Raw genomic sequence first — 8,680 nt, 5'->3', positions numbered from 1 at the left:
CCCCCAGAACGAGCCGCGCAGCCAACACCTCCGCCAGCTCCCCCTCCGCCGCGTGACACACATCGGCCCACACCCGATGCAGCGCAGGACTGTCGTCGGCCAGCCGCACCAGCGTCCGCATCCACGCCCACGACCCGGTGGACACCCCGAGCCCCGGCGTGAGCGTGTGCCGTAGGGCGTGTTCGAGCGCCTCCGGCAGCCCCAGCTCGGCGGGTGCCGACCGCACCGCGTCGGTCCACCGCCGGGCGCCGAGGGCGTACAGCGGGGCCACGGCCTCTTCTTTGGCGGCGAAGTAGCGGTAGAAGGTGCGGGGCGCGACGCCCGCCGCGCGGGCGATGTCCTCGGCCCGGGTGGCCCGCAGCCCGTGCGTGACGAACAGCCGGGCCGCGGCGCGGGCGATCTCCATGCGGGTGGCTTCCCGCCGCCGCTCGGTCAGCGTGCCGGAGTGGGGAGAGGGAAAAGGCGCCGATGCGCCGATGGCCGGGGTGTCCGGTTCTGGGGTGGGGGTGGTGCTCACGCCCGGCAGGTTATGCCGGTGTGGCACAATCTGCCATCCGTGGGTCACCCCGTGGTTCAGGTACGGGGTGGCCCACGCCCCGCACCCCCGGCACAGAAGGAGCCGGGCTCCGGCACCGGGGGGAGGCGCCGAAGCCCGGCTCTGGGAAAGTCCCGGCACCGGGGGGAGTGCTTCGGGACTTGGCTCAGGTCCGGGAGGGAGATCGGACGATCGGTCAGACTCTACGACCGAACTCCCGTTCCCAGAAGTCTTGTTCCCGCGCCGCGACTTTCCAATGCGGCGCCGCGACGCCACTTTGCGCGGCCTCCGGCTCCCAGCGCACGCCGGGCGCACCGACCACGCCCGCCGGCACTGCGACCGAGCCGCCCACCGGCACTGCGACCGTCCCGCCCGCCGGCACCGCGGCCGAGGCGCCCGCAGTCACCACGACCGGCACCGACTGACATCCCCTCAGGCCGGGGTGCGCGGCGAGCGCGTCACGCTGCCGCGTCGAACCCGGTGTCCCGGGCGAGCTTCTTCAGCTCCAGCAGCGCGTGCTTCTCGATCTGCCGGATCCGCTCACGGGTGAGCCCGTGCTCCTTGCCGACCTCGGTCAGCGTCCGCTCACGGCCGTCCTCGATGCCGTACCGCATCTTGATGATGGAGGCCGTGCGCTGGTCGAGCCGGCCGATGAGGTCGTCGAGCTCCTCGCTGCGCAGCAGCGTCAGCACGGACTGCTCGGGACTGACCGCCGAGGTGTCCTCCAGCAGGTCGCCGAACTGGGTCTCGCCCTCGTCGTCGACGGACATGTTCAGCGAGACCGGGTCGCGCGCCCAGTCGAGCACGTCGGTGACGCGCTCCGGCGTGGAGCCCAGCTCCGCGGCGATCTCGGCGGGCTCCGGGTCGCGGCCGTTCTCCCGGTTGAACTCGCGCTGGACGCGGCGGATGCGGCCCAGCTCCTCCACGAGGTGGACGGGCAGCCGGATCGTGCGCGACTGGTCGGCTATGGACCGGGTGATGGCCTGGCGGATCCACCACGTGGCGTACGTGGAGAACTTGAAGCCCTTGCGGTAGTCGAACTTCTCGACCGCGCGGACGAGACCGGCGTTGCCCTCCTGGATCAGGTCGAGCAGCGGCAGGCCGCTGCGCGGGTAGCGCCGGGCCACCGCGACGACAAGACGGAGGTTGGAGCGGATGAAGATGTCCTTGGCGCGCTCGCCGTCGGCGACCAGGGCCTCCAGCTCCTCACGGGTGGCGTCCGCCTTGGACTCCTCGTAGCCGTCGAGGACCTGCCGCGCGAACACACCCGCCTCGATCTTCTGAGACAGCTCGACCTCCTTGGCGGCGTCGAGCAGCGGTGTCCGCGCGATCTCGTCGAGGTACATGCCGACCAGATCACGGTCGGCGATGTCGCCGCCGTGGGCGCGCACACTGCTTGCCGCGTCGGCCGTCTCGCCGGTGGCGGACTGACGACGGGCGACGGCACGGGTGGCCATGCGTGCTCCTTTGCGATGGTGGGTCAGCGGGTGGTCCTTCGGACGCCGCGCACTGTCCCGCGCTCTCCCTCGAACGCGGCCTCGAACCCCGCCGGGACTCTCCTCAGCCCCGTCAGGACTCTCCTCGGGTGCCCTGCATCCGATGGAAACAACGACTGGAATCCGGACAGAATTCCCAACCCGCCCCCCTATTTTTCTGATCATGCAGTACCCTGTGCCGCCACACGAGGAGGCGGGATGCCGGCGAGCTCCACAGAGGCGCAGGTCAGGCCGGGGGTCGAGAGTGACCTGGACTCCCTCACGGAGATCTACAACCACTACGTACGTGAGACGGCCGTCACATTCGACACCTCCGTCTTCACTCCGGAAGAGCGCCGCCCTTGGCTGCTCTCCCACCCGGAAGACGGCCCTCACCGCCTGATGGTTGCCACGGAGACGGACCTGTCCGGGCGGGACGGCGAGCGCGTCCTCGGGTACGCCACGTCGAGCCCGTTCCGCGCCAAGCCCGCGTACGGGACGTCGGTGGAGGTCTCCGTCTATCTGCGCCCGGACGCCGGCCGCCGCGGCGTGGGCACCCTGCTGTACAAGGCGCTGTTCGAGGCCCTGGCCGGGGAGGACCTGCACCGCGCCTACGCGGGCATCGCGCAGCCCAACGAGGCCTCGGTGCGCCTGCACGAACGCTTCGGCTTCCGGTACGTGGGCACGTACCGCGAGGTGGGCCGCAAGTTCGGCCGCTACTGGGACGTGTCCTGGTACGAGAAGGAGCTGTAGCCCGCTGCTCCGGGGCTCCCCGCCCGGGAGACCCCCGGACCCCCTCAGCCGAACTGCACCGACCGCTTGGCCAGCCCCATCCAGAACCCGTCGATCACGGACCGCTGTTCCCCCAGCTGCCCGGCGGCGTCGGCGGCGCCCATGGCCACGAAGAGGGGCGCGAAGTGCTCGGTACGGGGGTGGGCGAGCCGCCCGGCCGGCGACTTGCGGGTGAAGTCGAGCAGCGCGTCGACGTCCCCCTCGTCCAGGGCGCGCCGCCCCCAGTCGTCGAACTCGGCGGACCAGCCCGGCACTCCGCCGCTGTGCCGCAGCGCGGCGAGGTTGTGGGTGAAGAAGCCGGAGCCGACGATGAGGACGCCCTCGTCGCGCAGGGGTGCGAGACGCCGGCCGATCTCCATGAGCCGCACGGGGTCGAGGGTGGGCATGGAGATCTGCAGGACGGGGATGTCGGCGTCGGGGAACATCTCGACGAGCGGCACATAGGCACCGTGGTCGAGCCCGCGGTCCGGGATGTCCTGCACGGGGATGCCGGGGGCGCGCAGCAGCTTGCGGACGGATTCGGCGAGCGCGGGCGCGCCGGGGGCGTCGTACCGGACGCGGTAGTAGTGCTCGGGGAAGCCCCAGAAGTCGTGGACGAGCGGCACGGTCTCCACGGCGCCGAGGGCGAGCGGGGCCTCCTCCCAGTGGGCGGAGACGATGAGGACCGCCCTGGGGCGGGGCAGCCGTGCGGCCCAGGCGGCGAGCTGGCCGGGCCAGACGGGGTCGTCGGCGAGGGGCGGCGCGCCATGGCTGAGGTAGAGCGCGGGCATGCGCTCCGGCACCGTTCGGGATTCCTCGGTGACGGTCATGACTGCGGCTCCCTCCCGCAAGGCGGCACTACTTGAACTCTAAAACAATTACGCGACTCACCCTACGTCCGGATTGTTTAAAGTTCAAGAAAGCTTCTCGTAGAGTGGGACACATGAACACGGCACCCCACGTACCGCGCTGGCTGACCGACGAGGAGCAGCGCGTCTGGCGCGCCTACCTGCACGCCACCACCCTCCTCGAGGACCACCTCGATCGCCAGCTCCAGCGGGACGCCGGCATGCCCCACGTCTACTACGGCCTGCTCGTCGGCCTCGCCGAGGCACCGCGCCGCCGGCTGCGGATGACCGAGCTGGCCCGGAAAGCCAAGATCACCCGGTCCCGCCTCTCCCACGCCGTCGCACGCCTGGAGAAGAACGGCTGGGTACGCCGCGAGGACTGCCCCTCCGACAAGCGGGGCCAGTTCGCCGTCCTCACCGAGGAGGGCCAGGAGGTGCTGCGGCGTATCGCGCCGGGCCATGTGGAGGCCGTACGGCAGGCGATGTTCGACCGGCTCAGCCCGGAACAGCAGAAGACCCTCGGCGAGATCATGCAGATCATCGCCGAGGGCCTGGAGCCCGACGAAGCGGGAGCGGACCTGCCCTGGCTGCGCTGAGCCGCTCACTCGGCGCAGCCGGGCAGGTCCGGGACCGTGCGTACGGGGCGTCCCCTCCCCGTACGCACGGAGGATCCGAAGGGGTACGACGACCGCCGGTGACCGACGGCCACCGGTGCACGGCGGCCACCGGAACCGGCCGCCGGCCGTCACCGGACGACCGCCGGCACGGGTCGTCAGTGGGCGACCACCGGCACCGGCACCTCGTCCTCGGCGCCCTCACCGGCGCCGGAGCCGGCGACGGTGCCCATGTTCGGGCGGCCTGCGTTGATGAAGGTCATCGCGATCGCGGCGGCCGCGACCAGGATGCCCACGGCGAACCAGATGGCGCTGGTGTAGCCGTGCACCATGCCTTCCAGCTGGACCATCTGCTGCTGCGGCCGGGAGCCGGCGGAGGCGATGTGGTCCTTGATGTACGACGTCGTCGCGGACGCGGCGATCGTGTTCAGCAGAGCCGTACCGATGGCGCCGCCGACCTGCTGCGAGGTGTTCACCATCGCGGAGGCGACACCGGCGTCACGCGGCTGCACGCCCAGCGTGGCCAGGGACATCGCCGGCATGAAGGCCGTACCCATGCCGAGGCCGAGCAGGATCATCGCCGGCAACAGCGTGGCTGCGTACGAGGAGCCGATCTCCAGCTGGGTCAGCAGCAGCATGCCGGCCGCTGCGACCAGGAAGCCGGGGCCCATCAGCAGCCGCGGCGGGACGCGGGTCATCAGGCGGGTGCCGATCTGGGTGGAGCCCGTGATCATGCCCGCGATCATCGGCAGGAAGGCGAATCCGGTCTTGACCGGCGAGTAGCCCTTGACGACCTGGAGGTAGTAGGTGAGGAAGAGGAACAGGCCGAACATCGCGATGATCGCGAGGCCGAGGGAGAGGTAGACACCGCCGCGATTGCGCTCGGTGATCACACGCAGGGGCAGCAGCGGGGCCTTGACCTTGGCCTCGACGAGGACGAACGCGATCAGCAGCACGGCAGAGGCGACGAACATGCCGATGGTCAGGGAGTCGCTCCAGCCCTCGGACTCGGCGCGGGTGAAGCCGTAGACGAGCGCGACCAGACCGAGCGTCGACAGCAGGACGCCGGGGATGTCGAGCGGGTTGCGGTTGCGCCCGCCCTCCGGCTCACGGATGACGAACCAGGCGCCGAGCGCGGCGACCACGGCGAACGGGATGTTCACGAAGAACGTCCAGCGCCAGTCCAGGTACTCGGTGAGGAAACCGCCGAGGATCAGGCCGACGGCACCGCCGCCACCGGCGATCGCGCCGTAGATGCCGAACGCCTTGGCGCGTTCCTTGGCGTCGGTGAACATGACGGCCAGCAGCGACAGCGCGGCCGGCGCGAGCAGCGCGCCGAACGCACCCTGCAGGGCGCGGGCGCCGAACATCATCGCCTCGTTGGTGGCGGCGCCGCCGAGCGCGGAGGCGAACGCGAAGCCGCCCAGGCCGGTGACGAAGGCCCGCTTGCGGCCCCACAGGTCGGCGATGCGCCCGCCGAACAGCAGCAGTCCGCCGAAGGCGAGGGCGTAGGCCGTGACGACCCACTGCCGGTTGCCGTCGGATATGCCGAGGTCCTGCTGGGCGGAGGGCAGGGCGATGTTCACGATGGTGGCGTCGAGCACGACCATCAGCTGGGCGAGCGCGATGAAGACGAGCGCCTTCCAGCGGTTGGCGTCACCGGAACCGGATGCGGCCGGTGCGCCGGTGGCCTTGGAGGCTGTTCGAGACATGGGGGTACCCACTTCGGGACTTCGTGACGGTGAAAGGACGAAAAAGGGTGTGCTCAAGGGACGGCCGGTCGTCCGTACGTTCGACGTGAGCGACGGCCGGTATCGGGACTGTGGCTGTTGGCGGAACCGGAATCGGCGACAGGCAGTAGGACCGTGCCGGGCCCGGAAACTGATCGGTTGCTCAGACTGATCGGTGGCTCAGACTGATCGGTGGCTCAGACGCCTGCCGAACGCTGCGGTCGCAGCGCACGCAGCAGACGCAGCGGACCAGCCGAAGTCGCTGGAACTGCTGATGGTTCAGGCCGTGCGTCGCAGGTCCTCCATGGTCAGGGCCGTCCCCGGCAGGGCGGAGCGGGCGGGCGCCCGCAGCCCGTCGAGGAACAGTTGCAGATGGCGGTGGACGTACTCGTCGACGCGGAAGCACGGCGTACCGGCCGGGGGCCGGCTCAGCTGGGCGATGGCGACCATCAGGTCGCCGAGACCCACGTCGGGCCGGAGCTGTCCGGCCGCCTTGGCGCGGTCCATGAGCAGTACGACCAGCTCCTCGCACCGCAGGCGGGACGCCTCCAGGTCGGGGTGGTTCCGGTCGAAGGTGCTCTGGACCATCGGGCACAGTGCGCCGATCCGCTCGTCGGCGGCGGCGTGCACGAACCGCTCCAGAGCCTCGAAGGCGTCCCCCGTGGCCCCGAGCGCGGCCTCGGCCGCGGCGGTCGTGCGGTCCATGACGGAGCAGACGACCTCGCGGGCGAGGGCGTCGCGGTCGGGGAAGTTGCGGTAGACCGTGGCGTTGCCCACGCCGGCCCGCCGGGCGATCTCGTCGAGCGGCACGTCCGGCCCGTGCTCGACGAACATCTCGCGGGCGGCGGCGACGATCCGCTCCCGGTTGCGCAGGGCATCGGCGCGGGGCCGGGTCGCCTTGCGCTGTACGGGAAGGGCGGTCTGCACGGCGTACTCCTCGATTGCTCTGTCTGCGTCCATGTCGGTGTCTCTGTCTGTCGCCTCACGGACGATCCGGGGAAGCTCTCCCCGTTTTCCGCGGACACAGGTCTAAACGGGGAAGGGCTCCCCGCTTATTTCGCCCCCACGAACTTTCTTCCTGTGACCTGAGCCACACACCTGTCCGCAGCCGGGCGCTACTCGCCGGAAACCCTCGATCGGCCCAGGCCAGCGCGCGCTCACGGCTCCTGCGAACGAGGGTGATCACAAGGGTGCAGCCGGGGAAACGGGGGCTGCCCGGAGCGAAAGGTCCCGCATGCAGCCGCTGCCCGACCGATCCCGCACGAGCCGTCGGATACGTCTGCGCCCGCGCCGAGTGGCAGCCCTCGCCTCCGTCTCGGCGCTCACCCTCGCCGTCAGCGCGTCCGCGGGAACCGGTCACCTCGGCCCGGGCGGCAGCAGCACCGGCGCGGGCCCCGTCGCGGCACTCGACCACTCCTCCGCCCTCGGCCCCTGCCTCATCAACGGCCGCCCCGCGGTCCAGATGTCCGAGGGCATCCCCACCCCCGGCGGCTACGCCCGCGCCACCGGCACCGTCGACGCCCTCACCGTGATGATCGACTTCCCGGACGCGCCGGGCCAGGGCAAGGCGCTGGACCGGTTCCGCGAGTTCTTTCCGCAGACCCGCACCTGGTTCCGCACCAGCTCCTACGGCCGCCTCGACTACCGCCCCGCCACACCCATCACGGACTGGCTGCGCATGCCGAAACCGTTCCTCGCGTACGGCATAGACCGCGGCGCCCCCTTCGACCCCGGCTACCGGGAACTCGTACAGGACATCGTGGCGGCGGCCGACGGCAAAGTGGACTTCCGCGACTACGACCTGCTCAACGTCCTGGTCACCCCGAACGCGGGCCCCTCCGCCCTGGACACCGTGCTGTCGGTGACATTCGCCGGCAACGCCGACGCCCCCGTCGCCGACGGCGTACCCGTGGCCAACGCCTCCTTCGTCTACTCCCGCCAGGACGACGGCTCCGGCACCTACGACCGCACCGGCTACCGTGTCCTGCCCCACGAGAACGGCCACGTCTTCGGCCTGCCCGACCTCTACACCCAGGAAGGCGGCGGCGCCGTCGGCCACTGGGACATCATGAGCGAGGACTGGGGCGCCAACAACGACCTGCTCGGCTGGCACAAATGGAAACTGGGCTGGCTGACCACCGGCCAGGTCAGCTGCGCCTCCGGCACCGGCACAGCGGAATACACCCTCACCCCCCTCGCCCGCCCCGGCGGCCGCAAACTGATCTTCATCCCCCTGAACACACGCACCGGCTACGCCGTGGAGGTCCGCACCCGCGAGGGCAACGACGAGGCGGTGTGCCGCCCCGGCGTCCTCATCTACCGCGTCGACGCCGACGTCGACACCGGCATGGGCCCCATCACCGTCTTCGACGCCCGCGAGGACAGCGGCGGCTGCACCCGCAGCCCCAACGTCCACGCAGAACTCTCCGACGCCGCCTACACCCCCGGCGACACCTTCAAGGACCCCACGGGCAAGATCCACATCGAGATCGTCTCGGCCGACGCATCGGCCACATACCGGGTCCGGGTCACACGCGACTGACCCCCCACACCACCCACCCCCAGGCGTCGTCGCAGCTCAGAGGGCTTCTCGAAACCGAGTGTGAGGCTGGGTTTGTGCTGGTCAGGCATAGTTTCGGGGTGGGTGAGGTAGGTCCGGTGCGTCCGTGGAGGTGGCGTGCTGGAGGTGCGTGATGGTGTCTGTGCT

General features: G+C 70.8%; 8 protein-coding genes. 3 read left to right on the top strand and 5 right to left on the bottom strand.

Annotated features, from left to right (window positions below; all coding sequences use genetic code 11):
• Both MTQ10_RS24065 and MTQ10_RS24060 read right to left on the bottom strand, forming a co-directional pair.
• On the bottom strand, positions 1-478 hold a 478-nt coding region (locus tag MTQ10_RS24065; RefSeq protein ID WP_247472253.1), incomplete at its 3' end, for a TetR/AcrR family transcriptional regulator.
• A gap of 515 nt (positions 479-993) precedes the next feature.
• A complete protein-coding gene (locus MTQ10_RS24060; protein WP_247472251.1) occupies positions 994-1,992 on the bottom strand; it encodes a sigma-70 family RNA polymerase sigma factor in 999 nt (332 codons plus the stop codon).
• A 237-nt stretch (positions 1,993-2,229) separates the two neighbouring features.
• Here MTQ10_RS24060 and MTQ10_RS24055 point away from each other — a divergent pair, with 237 nt between their 5' ends.
• The gene (locus MTQ10_RS24055) at positions 2,230-2,763 is read left to right on the top strand and encodes a GNAT family N-acetyltransferase (RefSeq protein ID WP_247472250.1); all 534 of its coding nucleotides are present in this window, start codon (positions 2,230-2,232) and stop codon (positions 2,761-2,763) included.
• A gap of 44 nt (positions 2,764-2,807) precedes the next feature.
• On the opposite strand, the gene MTQ10_RS24050 is transcribed toward MTQ10_RS24055, so the two are convergent.
• Entirely contained in the window at positions 2,808-3,572 is a 765-nt protein-coding gene (locus MTQ10_RS24050; RefSeq protein WP_247472252.1) for a dioxygenase family protein, read from the bottom strand.
• 152 nt (positions 3,573-3,724) lie between these two features.
• Here MTQ10_RS24050 and MTQ10_RS24045 point away from each other — a divergent pair, with 152 nt between their 5' ends.
• Positions 3,725-4,225 carry a MarR family winged helix-turn-helix transcriptional regulator gene (locus MTQ10_RS24045; protein ID WP_247472249.1) on the top strand — a complete coding sequence of 167 codons (501 nt, stop codon included), beginning with the start codon at positions 3,725-3,727 and terminating at the stop codon, positions 4,223-4,225.
• Between the two features lie 176 nt (positions 4,226-4,401).
• Here MTQ10_RS24045 and MTQ10_RS24040 read toward each other — a convergent pair whose 3' ends face one another.
• Both MTQ10_RS24040 and MTQ10_RS24035 read right to left on the bottom strand, forming a co-directional pair.
• Positions 4,402-5,955, bottom strand: coding sequence for an MFS transporter (locus MTQ10_RS24040; protein WP_247472248.1), 1,554 nt, complete (start codon positions 5,953-5,955; stop codon positions 4,402-4,404).
• A 297-nt stretch (positions 5,956-6,252) separates the two neighbouring features.
• Positions 6,253-6,900, bottom strand: a complete 648-nt coding sequence (locus MTQ10_RS24035; RefSeq protein ID WP_441351005.1) for a TetR/AcrR family transcriptional regulator — start codon at positions 6,898-6,900, stop codon at positions 6,253-6,255.
• Between the two features lie 307 nt (positions 6,901-7,207).
• On the opposite strand from MTQ10_RS24035, the gene MTQ10_RS24030 reads away from it, so the two are divergent.
• A complete protein-coding gene (locus MTQ10_RS24030; RefSeq protein WP_247472246.1) occupies positions 7,208-8,515 on the top strand; it encodes a M6 family metalloprotease domain-containing protein in 1,308 nt (435 codons plus the stop codon).
• The last annotated feature ends 165 nt before the right edge of the window (positions 8,516-8,680 follow it).

The organism is Streptomyces sp. XM83C (genome assembly GCF_023072675.1).
Lineage (GTDB): Bacteria > Actinomycetota > Actinomycetes > Streptomycetales > Streptomycetaceae > Streptomyces > Streptomyces thermocoprophilus.
Note: the sequence above shows the minus strand (reverse complement) of the source record. Positions and strands in the feature narration are given on the sequence as shown.